The sequence below is a fragment of the Photobacterium atrarenae genome (genome assembly GCF_024380015.1).
Classification (GTDB): domain Bacteria; phylum Pseudomonadota; class Gammaproteobacteria; order Enterobacterales; family Vibrionaceae; genus Photobacterium; species Photobacterium atrarenae.
Genome location: NZ_CP101509.1, coordinates 1,479,878 through 1,496,851, shown reverse-complemented (window position 1 = coordinate 1,496,851; position 16,974 = coordinate 1,479,878). Strand labels below are relative to the sequence as shown.

The 16,974-nt window shown below is 44.8% G+C and carries 12 protein-coding genes; 4 read left to right on the top strand and 8 right to left on the bottom strand.

The features are described 5' to 3' along the window. Nucleotides 1–169: 169 nt before the first annotated feature. Nucleotides 170–994, top strand: a complete 825-nt coding sequence (iolB, locus tag NNL38_RS22695; RefSeq protein ID WP_255391139.1) for a 5-deoxy-glucuronate isomerase — start codon at nt 170–172, stop codon at nt 992–994. Nucleotides 995–1,228: 234 nt separating this feature from the next. On the opposite strand, the gene NNL38_RS22690 is transcribed toward iolB, so the two are convergent. Both NNL38_RS22690 and NNL38_RS22685 read right to left on the bottom strand, forming a co-directional pair. After that, nucleotides 1,229–1,573 (bottom strand): DMT family transporter, encoded by a 345-nt coding sequence (locus NNL38_RS22690; protein ID WP_255391138.1) that lies wholly within the window; start codon nt 1,571–1,573, stop codon nt 1,229–1,231. Between the two features lie 165 nt (nt 1,574–1,738). Then, the gene (locus NNL38_RS22685) at nt 1,739–2,938 is read right to left on the bottom strand and encodes an MFS transporter (RefSeq protein WP_255391137.1); all 1,200 of its coding nucleotides are present in this window, start codon (nt 2,936–2,938) and stop codon (nt 1,739–1,741) included. 322 nt (nt 2,939–3,260) lie between these two features. Here NNL38_RS22685 and cysI point away from each other — a divergent pair, with 322 nt between their 5' ends. The 3 genes from cysI to NNL38_RS22670 all read left to right on the top strand — a co-directional run bounded on the left by cysI (nt 3,261) and on the right by NNL38_RS22670 (nt 7,114). Next, a complete protein-coding gene (gene cysI / locus NNL38_RS22680; RefSeq protein WP_255391136.1) occupies nt 3,261–4,967 on the top strand; it encodes an assimilatory sulfite reductase (NADPH) hemoprotein subunit in 1,707 nt (568 codons plus the stop codon). Nucleotides 4,968–4,985: 18 nt separating this feature from the next. After that, entirely contained in the window at nt 4,986–5,696 is a 711-nt protein-coding gene (locus tag NNL38_RS22675) for a type 1 glutamine amidotransferase family protein (protein ID WP_255391135.1), read from the top strand. Between the two features lie 428 nt (nt 5,697–6,124). Next, nucleotides 6,125–7,114: an AraC family transcriptional regulator gene (locus tag NNL38_RS22670; RefSeq protein WP_255391134.1), complete on the top strand. Its 990-nt coding sequence runs from the start codon at nt 6,125–6,127 to the stop codon at nt 7,112–7,114. A gap of 98 nt (nt 7,115–7,212) precedes the next feature. Here NNL38_RS22670 and NNL38_RS22665 read toward each other — a convergent pair whose 3' ends face one another. The 6 genes from NNL38_RS22665 to NNL38_RS22640 form a co-directional block, all read right to left on the bottom strand. Next, the gene (locus NNL38_RS22665; RefSeq protein ID WP_255391133.1) at nt 7,213–9,021 is read right to left on the bottom strand and encodes an ABC transporter ATP-binding protein; all 1,809 of its coding nucleotides are present in this window, start codon (nt 9,019–9,021) and stop codon (nt 7,213–7,215) included. Next, nucleotides 9,021–10,871, bottom strand: coding sequence for an ABC transporter ATP-binding protein (locus NNL38_RS22660; protein WP_255391132.1), 1,851 nt, complete (start codon nt 10,869–10,871; stop codon nt 9,021–9,023). The genes NNL38_RS22665 and NNL38_RS22660 overlap by 1 nt, the downstream gene beginning before the upstream one ends. A gap of 27 nt (nt 10,872–10,898) precedes the next feature. Continuing rightward, entirely contained in the window at nt 10,899–12,086 is a 1,188-nt protein-coding gene (locus NNL38_RS22655; RefSeq protein WP_255391131.1) for a thiolase family protein, read from the bottom strand. A gap of 108 nt (nt 12,087–12,194) precedes the next feature. Beyond that, complete coding sequence (locus NNL38_RS22650; RefSeq protein ID WP_255391129.1) at nt 12,195–13,403, bottom strand: MFS transporter; 1,209 nt, start codon at nt 13,401–13,403, stop codon at nt 12,195–12,197. Between the two features lie 33 nt (nt 13,404–13,436). Further along, nucleotides 13,437–15,530 (bottom strand): TonB-dependent receptor, encoded by a 2,094-nt coding sequence (locus NNL38_RS22645; RefSeq protein ID WP_255391128.1) that lies wholly within the window; start codon nt 15,528–15,530, stop codon nt 13,437–13,439. A gap of 686 nt (nt 15,531–16,216) precedes the next feature. Next, on the bottom strand, nt 16,217–16,963 hold the full coding sequence (locus tag NNL38_RS22640) for a thioesterase II family protein (RefSeq protein WP_255391127.1): 747 nt from the start codon (nt 16,961–16,963) through the stop codon (nt 16,217–16,219). Nucleotides 16,964–16,974 lie beyond the last annotated feature (11 nt).

Sequence of the window (16,974 nt, the reverse complement as noted above, 5' to 3'; positions counted from 1 at the left end):
CGAAATGCGCCTGATGCTTTGCAGTGAGTGCGACATGTTCGTAATTTCATGATCGCCTAGAGTTGAAATAAAAATTCCACATGGTAGATTAAATGAAAGTTTGAAATCAGATCATACCCTTTAACAGGAAGCGTAGGTGCCCGTAGCCCCACGCAAGCAGAGGTCCAGGATGTCCAAGTTACTATCAAAATATCATGCGCCCGACGCACAAGGCCGGACGCAGCACATTACCCCCGCATCTGCAGCATGGAAATATGTCGGATTTGAGGTATTTGAACTCGAAGCTGGCCAACGAATCGACATGCCGGCCTCTGAGTGTGAAGTCTGCCTGGTGCTGATCGCTGGTAAAGCGACGATCAGCACTCCGACTGCAACCTTTGAAAATATCGGGGATCGCATGGGTCCGTTTGAGCGCAAAAAGCCTTACGCGGTGTATGTGACGCAGGGGGAAAGTTATGCCGTGGTGGCCAATACGACGCTGGAACTGGCGGTCTGTCAGGCACCGGGAAAAGGCACCTACCCGACCCGCTTAATCGCTCCGGATGCTATCAGCGCCGAGCAACGCGGCCATGGCAATAACCAGCGTTATGTTCATAACATCCTGCCGGATGACCAAGCGGCCGATAGCTTGTTGGTGGTGGAAGTCTATACCGATGAAGGGAACACCAGCTCCTACCCAAGCCACAAGCATGATCAGGATAATGAGCCACACGAAACTTATCTGGAAGAAACTTATTATCACCGTCTGAATCCTTCCCAGGGCTTTTGCATGCAGCGGGTATATACCGATGACCGGTCGCTGGATGAATCAATGGCCGTGTACAACAAGGATGTGGTGATGGCGCCGAAAGGCTATCACCCGGTAGCCACCCTGGCCGGCTACGACAGTTACTACCTGAACGTCATGGCCGGGCCGACCCGAAAATGGCTCTTTACCTGGGAAGAAGACCACAACTGGGTCAACAGCCCGGCTTACGCTGAAAAGCACGCCTAACCCCATTCTCTACCTTTGTTGATGTTGTTTATACCAATCAAAGTAAGTAAGTGATCAGAAATAGCGCAGGAAAAATGTTTGAGAACAAGGCAGAATTTTTAGATAAGTAGTTATTCTACAATCAAAAATTCTAACGCAGTTATCGAACATTTTAACAAGCTAGGATGACCAGTTATTTACTGCGATTGGTATTATTGCCCTGTTCACGTCAGGGCTTTTTTGTTTGTGTGCCGATTAATGATCGATCGCCGTCGAGAATACATTAATGATCACGGTGCCAAGCAGAATCAAGGCAATGCCGACTATCGCGTACCCATCCAACTTCTGGCCATGTAATAACCAGGCAATCAACGCGACCAGTACGATCCCCGCGCCGCACCAAATCGCATAAGCGATCCCCAGCGGCATATTCTGGACCGTCAGAGACAGCAGGTAAAACGCTAGACCATAGCCCAGCAAGACGCCGACGGTGGGCACAACCGCAGTAAACTGATTGGTTCTGGGCTGCCACGAAGTCGCCAACACTTCTAAGACAATAGCAAACGATAGGGTTACAAGTGGCGGGAGAGATGACAACATCACAATCTTCACAAGAAATACAAAAACATGCTTGATAAAGATATGTCGCTAAAAAGTCAACTCAATACGTTTGCCCACTTCAACATTGTTCATCGGGCCTCATGCATTAAAGACCCGCTTTGAGCATGAATGATAGGACGGGATTCTCGTTGATGACCACATCATTCACACCAGCACTTCAGATTCTTCGCTTTTGTCCCGATTAAACCAGACATAAAGTGATGTACTGACCAGCAAGCAGAGCAGCACCCCATAAACCCACTGCCCGATCTCGGCATAGAGCCCCGCGCCAATCAGGGGACCGACGATAAATCCCAGAGACATTGCCGCCTGGAGCGCACCTGTGACTTGTCCCTGAAGCTGCCCGGTGACAGACAGAGATGCTTTGCTGACAATGCCCGGATAGACAAATCCGAAGCCAACGCCCAGGGCCGCGAACGCTATCACCACGGCCACTACCCCTTGCCCGGCAATAAAGACCGTCAGCGAAATCAGTATCGACACGAGTCCAATCGCGATCAGTTGCTGACCACTAAACTGCCACTTCTGAATAATCACCCCTTGGCAAATCACTGAGGCAACCGCACAGATCATAAACGCGATACCAACCCATTGCGCAGTCGTGACGGCATCAAAGGACAATAAATCCTGCAAAGAAAACGCGATCGTTTGCTGAATTGCAGAGAAAATTGCATAGACCGTCAGCATCAGCAGGAAATACGGACGAATTCTGGCATCACGAAAACGGATCTTTCCAGCCCCTTCGAATTGCTGTTTCTGAATGACGGGCGCTTCGTGCAAATGCCTGGCCGCAAAGGGGAGCGGCAACAGCATAATCAACGCACTCAGCACAATCGGCGCCAGAATGCCGACCGAGACCAGCGCGCTCCCTGCCGCAGGACCGAGGATCATCCCGAGTCCGAACATCATGCCGATCATCGCCATTTTTGCCGGACGCTCTTCAGCGGAAGTGTGAGCGATCAAGTAGGTTTGCGCCGCAGGCAAAATTGCAGCCGTAAAAAAGGCAAACAAGCAGCGGATCAGTACCAATAGCAGAAAGACAGCGACAACGGACATGGTCGTGTCTATCGCCAACCAGAGCACGCCGGCAAATGCCAAATTGAAGAAACCATAACCTGCAACACCCTGGATCAGGGATGACTTACTGCCTGCTTTGTCCACCCGGCGTCCCCAGAACGGAGACACGACAAATGACATCAATGCCGCAGCACTGATCACCAAACCAGCTTGCAGCTCCGTCATCATTAATTCACGGGATAGAGCCGGAAATATGGCAAAAACAATCGACTGCCCGGCCCCGACCATTAACAGGAAAAAATAGATAAACCCAAATTGAATACTCATAAACCCAGCCTGAACACCATCCGATGATGAATGGATATTACACGATAATAATTCTCAATTTTATTTAAATAAGCAACCTCATGCTTATTGATATAAAGAAATGAACTAAATAAGAACTATATCTCATTAATTTCGCGGGGATTTCGCCTGATTCAACGACTCTGGTTTTAAGAAATTCCAAACGGTTATTAAAAACAATCTGTTATGCCATTTTTCACACCCATCTGTACCTGTTTCCGCTCAACAGCGAGTGATAGTTTTCTTGACGGTGCCGTGCATTGACGCACCGGTGAGCAATATAATCTGGCAATGGACTATCACGATGAGCAATGAAAAACTCTCTGACAACGAAAGACTAAAACAAGAAAGTAAATTATTACGGGGCACCATTACGGAAGATCTGCAAAACCTGATCACCGGTGGCTTTGAAAGCGACAACTTTCAGCTGATCCGTTTCCACGGCATGTACCAGCAGGACGACCGGGACATCCGGGCCGAACGCGTCAAACAAAAACTAGAGCCGTTGCATACCGTGATGCTGCGCGTTCGTTTACCGGGCGGGATTATTACACCCAAACAGTGGCTTGGCATTGATGAGTTTGCGTCCACCAATACCCAATATGAATCCATCCGTGTCACCAACCGCCAGGCCGTTCAGCTGCACGGCGTACTCAAACATGACATCAAACCGGTCCACAAGCTGTTGAATCAGCTTGGGTTAGATTCACGAGCAACCGCTGGCGATGTCAACCGGAACGTCCTCTGTTCCTCGAACCCGATTGAAAGCACCTTGCATCAAACCGCTTATGAATGGGCCAAGAAGATCTCGGAGCACCTGTTGCCCAAAACCAATGCCTACGCTGAAGTCTGGCTGGACGGTGAAAAGGTTTCCATCGAGAAAGAAGAGGAAACCATTTTAGGCAACAACTACTTGCCGCGTAAGTTCAAAACCACGGTCGTGATCCCGCCGCAGAACGACGTCGATGTTCACGCCAATGATTTAAGTTTTGTCGCCATCGGCGAAGGTGATCAGCTGCTCGGCTTTAATGTTCTGGTCGGGGGTGGCCTGGCCATGACCCACGGCGACAAAACCACCTATCCACGGATGGCCAGCGAATTCGGTTTTATTCCGACCGAACACACGCTGGCAGTCGCCGAGGCCGTCGTTTCAACCCAGCGCGACTGGGGGAACCGCTCCAATCGCCGGAATGCGAAAACCAAATATACGCTGGATCGCGTCGGGGTGGAGGCATTCAAGCAAGAGGTTGAGCAACGTGCAGGCGTCAAATTCTCCCCGGTTCACCCCTACGAATTTACGGCCCGCGGAGACCGGATTGGCTGGACTGCAGGCGTTGACGGAAGACATCACCTCACCCTGTTTATCCCCAGCGGCCGAGTGATTGACACTCCCGAGAAACCACGTAAGCGCGGGATGGCCAAGATCGCGCAGATCCACCAGGGGGATTTTCGCCTTTCCCCGAACCAGAATGTGATCATTGCCGGCGTGCCATCGGAGCAAAAAGAAGAGATCGATCAGATCGCCCGCGAATACGGGCTGATCGACGATACCGTCAGCCTACAGCGCAAAAGCGCCATGGCTTGTGTCTCTTTCCCAACCTGCCCACTGGCCATGGCAGAAGCAGAGCGGGCATTGCCGGAAATCTCAGCCCAAATTGACCGCATGATGGCACAGCACCAAATGACTGAACACCCCTTTGTCTTTCGTATCACCGGCTGCCCAAATGGCTGCGGCAGGGCGATGTTGGCAGAAGTCGGCTTAGTTGGGCGTGCCCTCAATCGTTACGATTTCTATATCGGCGGCAATGTCATGGGGACCCGTATCCCACGACTACACCAGAGCAACATGCCGATTGACAAGATCCTGGCTTTACTCGATGGCTACATTGGCCAATGGTCGAAAGAAGGTGAGCCAAATGAAGATTTTGGTGATTTTGCCATTCGGGTCGGGATCGTCAAACCTGTCTACAACTCATCCGTCGATTTTTACGACCTGACTTCTGAAGCGTAAGTTGTCATGGTGGGAACAATGCATCAACTCCCGATTGCCATTATCCGACTTGACGAGCCACCTGCTGAGGTGGCTCATCTTGTCGGGCGTCAATGGACTGAAACACTCCTCCACGAGACGGACCCATTTGTTGTCATTCACAGCCTGGAAGAACTGCAGCGAATCAATATTGACCACTACTCGTGTTTTATCATCTGCGGATTGTGGCATCGCGAGGCCTATCACCGTTTCCGGCAACACTTAGTTACCTGGTTAAAAGCAGTCGCCCATCGACGGCGCCCCCTGTTTGCGTTCGGTGATGCGCACCATTATCTGGTCGAAGCGCTTGGCGGCGAAAGTACGGGAGGGACGTGCAAGTGTACCGCGGGGCTTCATTTCGTCGACGTAAGTGCCAGTCGCCAAGACAGCTTAACGGCCGGCCTTTCGCCCACAAACTGGAGCTGGTCACTCAGTCGACAAGCCATCAGCCGAAAACCTGCCGGTTCATTCCCGCTCGCCAGTAGTCCATCAGAGCCCTTTTATCTGCTCAAGCACAATAACTGGACTTACTCAACCCATGCCCACATCGGGATGAGCTGGTCTGCGATGGTCACCTGGCTCATCAATCATCCGGAGTATTTGCCCGGCAACGAAGCCGTACTCGAGAGTCGCTTGCATGACACCTGGGGCACCGCATTACTCCATCGGTTTTTAATGACCTATGGCGCGGTGTCGAGAGCGTTGCATTGAACGACAAGCAGCTTCAGCCGCACTGAATCCTCCACCGTTGTTCCTGCTTTATTTTCTTTATTGTCATTATTGTCATTATTGTCATTAGAAGTTAAATCACTTTCATTTAACTTCTGCCCCCCTGAGCTACCACGTCAGTGATATGGTATTCCGACCCATGAAGTGTCGCACTTGTTATCTGAATTCGGGTCAAGACAAAATATTGTAAAAAAAAACCACTAGCTATAAAATGATAATCATTATCAACAATGATATACTCAGAGTACCAGGGTGAGAACATGAACAGATCTAAATCACACTTTTAGTGATGTGCAGGCCAAGAAAATCCAGAATTCTATCCCTTTACAATCGAATAGAATTAAAAAGTATGATCTATGTGCGTTCGCGATCTTGCCGTGCTCAGAATAAAGAAGCAGAGTCACTACAATATGAAAAAACACACCTCTCATGATACTGAAAACACATGTTTGGATATTGATAAACTGCAATGCCTATCGAACGATGTTTTCAATAAAGGCTCTGAAAACCATCAGACGATTCAAATTAAAAAATCTGTATTAAACATTTCAACCTACTTATTTTCTGAAATCCAAATTGTTTTATTAGAGGGCCACATATATCAAGAAATTGAAATTCCTATTCGGGATAATCGTGAATACTTATCTTTGGCTTTTGTAAAAGAAGGCACGGTTACAACAAAATCTAACCTCTGTAATTATGAAAGCACTGCTACACCAGGAAGCGCAAGTCTATGCTGTCATAGCAGTTTCGACGGCACAGCACACTTTTCCCCTACAGAGAATTTAAAGATTGTATCTATATGTTTTCCTAGAAAATACCTTATGGAATTCGATACTATTATTGAAAACTGCAATATTGAAAACTGCAATGCGAATCAAGCAAAAGGTTACATGAGCATTCCCATGACAAATAACCTCCTCATGCAAAAATGCGTAGACATGCTATTAAACCCTCCAGTCACGGAAATGATCAAACAAGTCTTCTTACAAGGGAAAGCGTATGAACTAATTTCTCTAAGCATCCAGTCTATGTTTAGCCAGCCAACCCCCGACTCTAATATCAATGAGAAGGAAAAGCATAGGGTATACAAAGCAAGAGACATTCTTGAAAGCTCATTACTTAACCCTCCTAAGTTACCAACTCTTGCTCGTTTAGTTGGTACTAATGATTTTAAACTAAAAAAAGACTTTAAATCCGTTTTTAACACAAGCCCTTATGCATACGTAATTAAGTGTAGAATGGAAAAAGCCTATCACTCGATTATTAATAGTGATATGCCAATTACTACCATTGCTCAAAACCTTGGCTATAACAACACGAGTCATTTCTCTTCTACATTTTTTAAACATTACGGAGTTAAGCCAAGAGACTTGAAACATCTTCGCAAACAAGGATAAAAGCACAAAATAAAATAGATGGACCTACATAATTACTATCTTTTTGAGAAAGTCCTGTCGCATCGCCTTATACAACAGGACCTTCGTCACAAAAAATATCAGGCCCCCTCTGCTAAGTGCCAATGCTTAACTCTTTGTTGAGCCTGCCACATTACACTGTATCTTCCTCGCTTGCGAAGTAACTCATGATGTGTTCCCTGCTCTGCAAGCATCCCCTGATCCACAACAACAATGTTACTTGCCGATGTGATGGTCGATAAACGATGGGCAACTACAATTACCGTTTTATCTTTAATCAAATGATCAATCGCCGCCTGAACAGCCACCTCACTTTCAGTATCAAGTGCAGCGGTGGGTTCATCTAAAATTAAAATTGGCGCATTTTTCAAAATAGCTCTGGCGATACTAATGCGTTGACGCTCTCCCCCTGATAACCTAGAGCCAATATCGCCAACACGAGTATGGTAACCTTGAGGCAGGCTACGAATAAAATCATGGCAATTCGCTGCGATAGCTGCTTGTTGCACTTCCAGTTCACTAGCTTCAGGACGTGCCATTCGAATATTAGCCAAAATCGTATCATCAAACAGATACACATCCTGAAAAACAACTGAAATCAAGTGATTGATAGATTCTGCAGGAATAGCTCGAACATCAACACCGCCAATCTTCACGCATCCGTTCTGAGGATCCGCATAACGCATCAACAACCGCGTGACTGTCGTTTTCCCAGCGCCTGAAGGGCCGACTAACGCAGTCATACTGCGCGCTGGTATCTTTAAATCAAACTCTTTCAAATCAGAATGTTTGGAACCCTGATATGAAAAATCAACTTTTTCAAATTCTATATCATAGGATTGCGGCTCTTGTGGTGGTAATTGCGGCAGTCCGGTTACTTTTAGCAATGTTTCAATGCGAACCAAAGAAGCTTCCACCAAGTGAATAATCTTTGTATAGCCGATAAATGATGATAGAGGTTCAGCATACCTGACGATAACAACGAGTAATGCAGCCAAAACAGCAAGATCCGTTTCACCTTTGGTCACTAAGTATGCTCCACAACCAAATACAAATAGCATCCCCAGTTCAAACACACTTGAAATTAATAAGTTCGGCTTTGTTCCTTTTTCCTGTCCTTCAACTTGGACTTTTTCTAAATAAGCCAGGCTCTCCTGTAATCGTTCTGCTTTTTCCCCGACACATCCTGTTGCACGCATCACTTGAATACCTTGCGTATACTCAAGAATATTTGCATTCATTTGCTGATGTGCTGCCACATAATTATCAACTCCCCGACTGAAACGAGGTGCCAACCAGCGATAAAGAGGAATCAAGGTTGGAAAAATGAGCATTAGCAGTAATCCCAATCGCCAATCGTAGTAAAGCGTAAACACAGCAACAACGAATGGACACAACAGAGCATTAAGCAGCATATTAGCGATAGTTAATGTATAAGCCATATTTTCATCGACATTCCCCAGCAGGGTTGCATTAACCTCACCCGCACGTTTATCTTTCAGTGTCTCTAATGGGACAATCCGAAGCTTCTCCCCTAAACGAGTTCGTAACTGATGGGTATTTTGTGCCATGTCACCACGAAAATCGAAACCTTGCGCTCCCCATCTTGCAGCAGAACTCAATAACATCAATACCGTCATCACCCCAAGCCAAAAAAAGACAAGCTGAGCATCTTGAGTCGTAAAAACAGCCACAAATAACGGCATTATGCATGCCAAAGCCCCTCCCTGTAGCAAAGCAGCCAAAACCAGCAACCACATGCTCTGCACTAATTTGGGACCATAAACATGACTAATTTCAATCAAGCGCTTCCAAATTTCCCACCAACTTAATGAGTGAGAAGACAAAAGATTACTTTCGTCTTTATCATACTGTTCTGAATGGCTCATTAAGCATCCTCCACAGAAAGATTCACTGAAATAGCTTCCGCTTCCACAAACTTTTTTTCATCAGGCAAAAAAGCACGACTACCAACAGAACTCGTTTTCGACTCGGAATTAAACGTCCACGCCTGTGAGCGTTCATAACTGCGCCACAAACGAGCATAAGTCCCGTCATCACTAATCAGAGCACAATGTTTACCTGATTCAACAAGGCTTCCTTTATCAAAAACTAGGATTTGATCGGCATCCTTTATTGTGGTTAAACGATGAGCAACCATAAGGACAGTCTTTCCTTTCACTAAGGCAGCCAGCGCTTCAATAATCGAGGCTTCATTTTCCGGATCAGCAAATGCAGTCGCTTCATCAAGTACCAGAATTGGGCGGTTCTGAAGAATTGCACGTGCTATAGTGATTCGTTGCTTTTGACCACCAGAAAGAAATGTCCCACGCTCACCGGCACAAGTATCGTAACCATTTGGCAACTGCATTATAAACTCATGGGCCTGAGCAAATTTAGCAGCTTCAACTATCTCTTCCATCGTTGCATTCGGATTCCCTAGGCGAATATTGTCTGCAATACTTTGAGCAAACAAAAAAGTATCCTGAAAAACAAATGCAACATATTGCATCAATCTTTCCGACGTTAAATTTCTCACATCTACACCACCAATGGTGATCTTGCCCTCGCTCACATCCCAAAAACGTGGTAATAAGCGAGCAATTGTTGTTTTTCCTGCACCAGATGGACCCACTAAAGCTGTTATTGTCCCCTCGCCTACTGCAAAACTAACATTTCGCAAGACATCACCACTATCTTCTGTATATCGAAAACTTACGTTGTCAAAACAAATATCCCAGCCTTGAGGAATATGTTCTTTATCGGGCTGAAGCAGTGGCTTTTCACTTAATACATGGTTTATCCGGGTAATACTGATCTTCGCTTTACCAACCAAATGCTGAAGTGAAATCAGAGGCATCATTGATTCCGCCATACCTGTACCAATAAGCAAAGTGGCTAACCATGTGGAAAACTCAAGTTCATGATTCCAGAAAAGCCAGACACCAGCCCACAGTAACAAAACCAAAGTCGGCATAGGATTAAGCAACGCTATAGAAAAGCGGGAAGAAAAACTTACACTACGATACCAACTAACAACAATTTCACGATACGCCTCAAGCGCCTCATAGTAGCGGCCAAATGTACTGGAACCAGTATCAAAGGTTCTTACCACTGGCATCGCCTGCACATATTCAATAACAGCCGCACTAACCTGCTCACGAGTTTCCATATAACGCTTTGAAAGATCCCCGTGATCACGCCTTGCTATGCCAAGAACCAGAAAACCACCAACCAGCAGACCAACGGTTGCGGCTGCCAGTCGCCAATCAAGAACTAACAACCCAATAAGCGTCATTATTGGTGCAGCATAGGCTCTGGCATAGAGCGGTGTACTGTCTGCAACAAACACATGAAGTTCTTTTACATCATCCTGAATCACCTTACTTAGCCTACTTGCGCCTAATTGTTGTATATACCCCATCGAAACTTTCGCAAGGTGTTCACTTAGTTGAGTTCTTAGAATCGTTTCCAAACGAAATGCCGCACGATGAGACACAGCAAAAGAACGTAACCGAAGTACATAAGCCAAAATAGTACAGAAAGTTGCTGCAACAATTTCAACTGTCGGCCAAGCTTGATTGCTGTCTACCATCACTTCCACAGCAAGAGCCAGGGCGTATAAACTGGCCAAGACGGATAACGAACTCAACACCGATAATGCCATTGCAAATCTTATTTGCCCCTTAACAGGCGACATTATCTTCCAACCATCCTGAATTGATTGTTTTCTATTCACACAAACAGTCCTTTATCTTGAGAATTATCATGATAGACGTTCAATAAGCATTGCTGTTGACTGGCCTCCTCCGGCACATACAGCAGCAATACCTATTGATTTATCTTTCATTCTCATTGAATGTAAGAGAGTAACAAGAATACGTGCACCAGATGCACCAATTGGGTGTCCCATAGCCAAAGCGCCTCCATTGGGATTAACTTTTTCATGGTCTAAACCAAGCTCTCGCATTATCGCCAACACTTGAACCGCGAAGGCTTCATTGACTTCAAAATAGTCAATATCCGCAATACACATCCCAGCTTTCTGCAATAATTGCTTGATCGCCGGCACCGGACTCATACCCATCATTTCCGGTGAATGTCCAACAGAGGTCCAAGCAATAATCCTTGCCATAGGTTCAAAACCTTCATTGGCCGCCCGAGATGCTGACATAAGCAATAACACAGCAGCACCATCATTAATTCCTGATGAGTTGCCGGCTGTCACAGTTCCTTGCGGAGTAAATGCTGGTCGCAAAGATGCCAATGATTTTTCATCCACATCGTTACCATATAGCTGGTCTTGAACGGCGATATGTGCTTGTCCATCCATTAAATAATGAACAGGTGTAACCTCTCTTGCCGGCAGCCCAGCTGATGCACTTTCCCTCACTCGCTGCGACGATAGCAGCGAATATGCGTCCTGCTCATATCGACTAATTTGATAACTCTTAGCAATCCTCTCTGCTGTTAGCCCCATTTTTTCGCCATTAATCGCACAAGTCAGCCCATCTTGAGCCAGGCTATCGCTCAAACGTAAATCCCCTAACGTAGCCGTATCCATTGAAGAGCGATTTAATAAGAAAGGGGCGTTGGACATGCTTTCCATTCCCCCTGCAATTGCAACCTCAGAGTCCCGTAATGCAATGCACTGAGACGCCTGAATAACAGCTAATAGTCCACTGCTACACGCTTGATTAACGGTGAATGCAACCGAAGACGGAACAAGCCCAAGCTGTATTGCAACCTGCCGTGATGAATTCTGTCCATTGCCGGCCTGAAGCCCATGCCCCATAACAACATGGTCGACAATACCGCATAATGAGGGTTCATCATTGATGAGACCTCTACAAGCCGCTAAGCCCAATTTAGGTGCACTCAGTGAACTAAGTTGCCCCTGAAACTGCCCCATGGGCGTTCTGACAGCATTTACAATAACTACTTCTTCAAGCATTGCTCGATTCCTTTATCTGCTGGCAAACTTCCAATCACCTTCCGTTCTGAATTCAAGAAAAGCCTTTGTCGAATAAGAACAAAGTGACTGAAAGTTTACGGATATAAGTTATTGTTCAGCAGGTTGAACAGGTTGGCCGGGGATACTTTTCCAACGCAATAATACTAAAGCGCAAAATAGCCCTAGTAATAATGCAAACAGCTGGAAAGGCACCTCTGCCGCCATTTGATAAAGCAATGCTGACAACAAAGGACCAACCACATAACCAGCCGCCTGAGTACCAGCAGCAAGACCTGACACCGCCCCTAATTCATCCTTATCAACCGCCAGAGTTACAGCAGTATTAAAACCGGTTGTCATCAATCCGGTAGATAAACCAAACAGCACAAAAAGTGCGTGCATTTGCCATACATGCTCAGGCATGGTCATCAGGAAAAAAGCACTGGCACCAGAAACAAGACCAATCACAATCTGGTTAGCAGGAGCCAAACGCAAACGACCGATGATCAACAATTGGGTGATAATGGTGGCAACAGCCGAACAGACAAAGCCAATGCTGGTTTGTGCCGCAGCAAGTTCAGGTGTTAACTGAAACAAATCCTGATACCGGAAAGCTGCGAGCTGAAGTAACCCAGAGAGTGCGATAAAATACGCAAAGCCACTGAGCAATAAGAAGAAGATGCGTGAATCTGTTACCTTCAACTTTATTTTTGCTTTATCGACAGATTTTGCTCTTTTTGTTTCTGGCATCAAGACCAAAACCAATATACCAGCAACAGCTGAAATCGCCGCGGAAACATACAACGGCAAAGTAATGGATATCACCACCAGCAAGGACGCAATTCCGGGGCCACCGATCATACCGATTCCATACGCGGCCTGAATAGATGCCATTGCTGACGAGCGATTCTCCTCACCAGTCGACTCTGCAATTGCGGCCTGTACTGCCGGAAACACCCCGCTGGACAGCAATGCATAACAAAGCCGGGCAATTGTCATAAGCAAGAAAGCCGACGTTGCCGTGATGACACTGAACCGACCTAAATCACCAAACAGACCGAATAAACCAGTGGAAGCTGCGTATCCAAGAAACCCGAACGCAATCATCTTCTTCCGCCCCCACTGATCACTTTTCCTACCCCAATATGGAGCGGAAACCATGAAAGCGATCGCGGCTAACGTAAAAATCAAAGCAACCTGATAATCAGGCATACCAATTTGTCGCCCGAGCGGCGGCAGCACAGAAAATATGATCGACTGTCCTGCGCCAACCGTCGCCAGTCCGCAAAGAAGTATCCAAGTCGTTATTTTTGGCATAACTTTCACCTTCTTTTTGATTTCAACACGATGTTAAAAATCTACAGACACACCCAAGCCCAAAGTTCGTGGCTGGCCAGCACCGGCAATAGGCGCGGGGCCCGGGAAAGGCAAGGCGTAGTAGTTAGTGGTGTAGTCTTCATCAAGCAAGTTTGTACCAAAGACATAAACCGTGTAGTCGTCTACTCGATAACCCAAGTGTGTATCAAGCAAACCATAACCATCAATTTTTAGGGTGTTTTCAGCATCTGTATAAGTTGATGAACGATAGTTATAAGTCAGGTCTCCATAAAAACCCTCATAACCACCATAACTCAGCGTTAATGATGACGTAAATTCTGGTGAATTCGCCATTCTTTTCCCGGAAAATTCATTCGTCCTGTACTCAGCTTTATTCATACCAAGTGTACCGCTCAGTGACAAATCCATATTAACAAACCAGTTCAGATCGAATTCTGCACCATAACTTCGCGCCTTATCCACATTGAAAAAATTAATATTATTAAGTGCACTAATACTCCGTCCATGAGCATCTTCAATATCCAGATAGAAAAGATTCAGATCTAAATTCAGCTGATTATCTAACCATGAAGATTTAATCCCAAGCTCATAATCAATAGTTCTCTGTGGTTCATATTTCGCCTTATCCGGATTCAATTCAGTAAAGTTAAAACCTCCGGATTGATAACCTTTTGACACGCTACCATAAAGCAAATGTTCCCCTTCCAACTGATAACCAAAAGCTAATTTTGGCAACCAGACATCCCAAGAGTCTTCTCGTTTGTAATTAGTAGTGGTATTGTTTCCCATCATTACGCTTCGATTTGATGAATCAATTTCTTTATCATCTTTTTGCCACCTTAGACCCAGCGTAGTTTCAAGCCTGTCTGTCACCGGGAAGATGCCCTGGCCAAAAATAGCGAACTGCTCTCCAGATACATCAGACATATTGTGTGCTTCCATATGACCGAAGTTTGAATTTGGGACAACTGTGCCATTATCTTTTGCGTCATATAAATGGTCTTGGTAAAAAACACCACCAACCCATCGAATCTCACTATTATTCGAATTAAACCTCAGCTCATGAGTTTGGGTGTTGACTTTAGAGTCATCAATAAATTTTGCACCGTCAAAATTACCTATAACAGGTGATGCTGAGCCATTGGTACGGTCCATATCAGAAACATGATCTGCTGATGTCTTTTGGTTAGCTGCCAAGTAAGTCGTCACAAAGTTATCTGATTCATGCTCAATTTTAAGAGCCTGATCAGATACTTTAACTCGGTTTTTCGCATCAATTTCCTGGCGTGTCATTAAAGAACCATCATTTTCAGCATAAAACGGCAGACCACCATTATCACGGTCTTCACCGTTAAAACTTAATATTACATGGGTTCTATCAGTGATATTCCACCTTAAATTACCGTTATATTGGTACGCTTCTGATTCATCATAGTCTGAGCGGGAACCTGGATAATTATTTGTTAAGTACCCTGAACTTTCACGATATCGGCCGGCTATATTAAAACTCAAAACATCTTCTATTAATGCTTGGCCATATGAACCGTAAATCATTCGACCATCATACTCGGCAGCTTCTGCAACTAATTTTCCTTCGGGCATACCATCTGGCTGACGGGTAATTACATTAATTACGCCCCCCAAACTACTCTGGCCATATAGGGTACTCTGTGAGCCTCTTAAGAATTCGACACGCTCAACGTTCAACAACCCTAAGTCCATACCATAAACAGAAGAGTGTGGTACGCCATTAATGTAAACAGTAATAGGAGATTCTTGAGCAAACGCAGATGTCGCTAAACCACGATAGTTTGGCGAAGAAAACACCCCATAGTTATTTGAAATTGCCACATTTGGAAGTGTCTTAATAAATGGTTCAAGGCTGTAAATTCTTTTTTTCTCAAGCTCTTCCCCTGAAGTCACCTGTACCGAAACAGGAATATCTCTAACGTTTTCTTCCGTTTTAGTTGCAGTTACAATCATGACTTCTAATCCATCATGATCTGAAGTTGAACGGTCTGGGGAGTCAATTTCCACTGAAGCTTGTGCATTTGATGATAGAGCGAACACCACTGATGCGGCGAGCAGTGTCATACGAGTCTGCATGTGAGATCCTCTGAAATGTTATGATCCAAAACCCACAAACGATAACCATTATCATTAGCAATAAATATTAAAAAAAGGATTTTTTTCAGCAGAATACGGAGTTTCAATTTAACTCGCTCGAATCTCATAGAAGTAGCAAATAAATTGAAATCACTTGTAAATTGATATAAATTTGCTGGGAAAGGGGGCTTTAATCCCCCTTCTAGTTTTGGTATCAGTAAAAATTTTACCGCATCTTACCAAGGTTAATTATAACGAAACCTCACGCTAAAGATTAACTGAAACACAACAGATCAAATCCAGACAATTCCAGTAAAATTTCAAATATCCAACCTATCATTAACATTGCCAGAACTCACACAGTTTGAATGAATGACTGAAGCCAAAGTGCTTTCGGAAAGGACAAAGGCCAGCAATAAAAACAATATCATAAAAGTAAATGAACGCAAAAATCGAGTATATAAAAACCTCTGTTACTGAATATCCCCTCCAGTGTTTCCATAAGAGAAGATAAATCTACTCAAAACCATGAATATCATCAAAGATATATAACCCTCAACAAGAAGTGCCATTAACGATTATTTATCTTAATCTAGTTAACACAGCAAAAATCCGTATGTGAGCTAATTCTACTATTTAACTAACACCCTGACTTTTTATCAATACAACACCTGAGGGTTATTCAATTAACTCTTGATTAACTTAAGATCTGAAATAATTAAATCAGATAAATTTTTCATACAATCATGTATAAAAAAGTGCTCACCTTCCATCAAAGATATCTTGATGTCTTGGCTCGCATTCTTCTGCCATAAATGAAGCTTTTGGTAATCTACTTCAACATCATTTCGTGCACCAATTACTCTTATGGGTACTGATATTTTTGTATTGATATCATTGTGAAGAAGCCACTCGCTCAATGAAAAATCAGCTCTAATTATGGGCAGTAAGAATGACATAAGCTCTTCATTTTCCAACACTTCCGGTGGTGAACCATTTAAGAACTTCAACTCTTCTTTTAGTTCTGCATCAGATAAATTAAAACGAGGACGAATTCCTTTACCGATAACCGGAGCCTGTCTTCCTGAAACAAACAATGCTTGGGGGCTAACTCCCCGCTGTGCCGCATAATCAGATAAATGAAATGCTAACCCGGCCCCCATACTATGCCCTAAAAGCGCAAAAGGACGCTGTTGTTTAGCCAAAATATCAGCAAAAATCTGTTTTGTAAGAACTTCTACCGAGGCAATTAGATCTTCACAGATTCGTGAACCATGGCCTGGCAGCTCAATTGGCTGAACAGCTATCCACTCAGGCATGCAGCTATCCCACTGGCGATAAATGCTGGCATTTCCACCAGCATAAGGTAAACACAATAAATCAATCTTTGCTGCTTTTTTGGTTGACGGAAACGGTATCCACTTATTCGACATGCTAAGTCTCC